The sequence below is a fragment of the Mesorhizobium sp. M2A.F.Ca.ET.067.02.1.1 genome, assembly GCF_004023285.1.
Lineage (GTDB): Bacteria > Pseudomonadota > Alphaproteobacteria > Rhizobiales > Rhizobiaceae > Mesorhizobium.
The window spans coordinates 1-2012 of the sequence record NZ_RZSB01000945.1; the positions used below are offsets into that span (position 1 = coordinate 1).

The following is a 2012-nucleotide window of genomic DNA, read 5'->3' on the forward strand; positions in this document are numbered from 1 at the left end:
GAGAGAGAGCGCGCGTCCACATCTGTCTAACGTCTTATCTTTGCAGCTTCGAGAACTTCGACTGGATCCGGCAGTTGTCGGGGATCTGAGTGGCGCCTGCGCGCTGATCGCGCGCACCGGGTGCTCGTGAACCGAGCCCGCTTTGTCATCGACAAACTCAGGCGGTCTCGGCCATTCGGCTTCGCCCCCTGGCGCAGGCAGCCCTTGCGGGCTGTGACGGTCGCCGACATTCTGGCGGCGCTGTCTTTTTGGTTGGCCTTCCCGGCGGCACGGTGTGGGCGGCTCTCCCTTCTAGGCCCGCCGCGGCGGCCCGCAACCCTTCCCTTTCAGCTCAGGGTCCTCCACTTCGTTTCGGCCCTGCGGATGCCGGCCACCTCTGACGGCGGGCCTTTCCGGTCGTTTTCGCCGCCCACCCCGCTTTCCGGGAGGGCGCAGCGACATTGGCGAGCGGAGATTTCATCATGCGCAAGACCGGCAAACGCAGTACCCGTGGAGACGTTAGCGGCAAGATGGGCGAGCAGCCCAGAGCCAGCCTGTATTCCGAAATCACCGACCGCATCATCGCCGATCTGGAGCGGGGCGAGGTGCCTTGGGTCAAGCCTTGGGGAAGCGCAAAGACTGGCCTTGGGCTGCCAAAGAACGCCTCCACCGGGAGCAGCTATTCCGGTATCAACATCCTGATCCTTTGGGGCGCGGTGATTGATCGCTCATACCCCGGCCAGAACTGGCTCACCTTCCGGCAGGCGCTTTCGCTTGGCGGCAATGTCAGGAAGGGCGAGCATGGCACAACCATCGTTCATGCCGATCGCTTTGTCCCGAAGGACGAGAAGGAACGCGCCAAGGCCGAGGACGCGGAGCCGCAGGCGGTTCCCTATCTCAAGCGCTTCACCGTCTTCAATGTCGCTCAATGCGAGGGCTTGCCGGAACATCTTTGCCGCGATGCCGAGCCACTGCCGGAACGTGAGATCATCCCGCAGGCCGAAGCTCTCACACGTGCAAGCGGCGCCGATATCCGCATCGGTGGTGATCGCGCCTTCTACATGCCGAGTGCCGATTTCGTGCAGCTGCCGCCGCAGCCCGCGTTCTTCGAACAGGTCAATTACTACCGAACGGCTCTCCACGAGTTAGGCCACTGGACCGGACACCCGACCCGGCTTGCCCGTGACTTCTCCGGCTCGTTTGGCACCAAGACCTATGCCCGCGAGGAGCTGGTCGCCGAGCTTACGGCCGCCTTCACCTGCTCTAGCCTCGGCATCGAGCCGACGGTGCGCCATGCCGACTATATCGCCTCATGGCTCAAGGTGCTGCGCGAGGACAACCGCGCCATTTTCCGCGCCGCCAGTCTTGCTTCGAAGGCCGCCGATTTCCTTCTCGCCTTTCAGGCTGAAGCGGCAAGCGAGGCGCAAACGGGGATCGCGGCGTGAGCCTGCGCGATGCCAAACGCAACCAACTCGACCTGGGAGTTTTGCCATGATCCTGATCATCGATGAATTGCGTGCGCGGCTGCTCGCCAACGGCGCGACCGAGCTAGAGGCCGACCATGTGCCGGTCGTAAAACTGTTCAAACCGATTGGTACCGCGACCTGGCTTTTGACCGAACTCGACGCCGACGGCGATACGCTGTTTGGCCTTTGCGACCTCGGTTTCGGCTTCCCGAACTCGGCAGCGTCAGCCTTGCCGAGCTTCGAACCGTCAAGGGACCGCTTGGCCTCGGCCTCGAGCGCGATCTCTACTTCAAGGCGCGCTTTGCGCTCTCGTCTGCACTGAGGCCGCGCGGATTGCCGGCCATATCACCGAGGAAGAGCCGCTTTTGCGGCAGGCCGCCGCCCGCCTCGAGATCCCAACCCCCGAGCTTTCGCCCGACGCGGCGGACCGCGCCGCTAGGCGCAAACCAGCCCACCGCTCGGCCTGCGGCCTCGCGGAAACGGCAACTCCAACCAGAGCCAAAGGAGAAAGACCATGCAACTTCCCCCATGTTTGCCTCGACCAGTTGAGCGTGTCCGCCATCAACA

Annotated in this window: 1 protein-coding gene and 1 pseudogene; both read left to right on the forward strand. The window is 63.6% G+C overall.

Features of this window, described 5'->3' with window-relative positions:
* Positions 1–509 precede the first annotated feature (509 nt).
* Positions 510–1424, forward strand: coding sequence for a zincin-like metallopeptidase domain-containing protein (locus EOA28_RS34050; RefSeq protein WP_245501666.1), 915 nt, complete (start codon positions 510–512; stop codon positions 1422–1424).
* Positions 1425–1470: 46 nt separating this feature from the next.
* Positions 1471–1760, forward strand: a pseudogene (locus EOA28_RS40670) (DUF2958 domain-containing protein); the annotation flags it as partial.
* Positions 1761–2012: the final 252 nt, after the last annotated feature.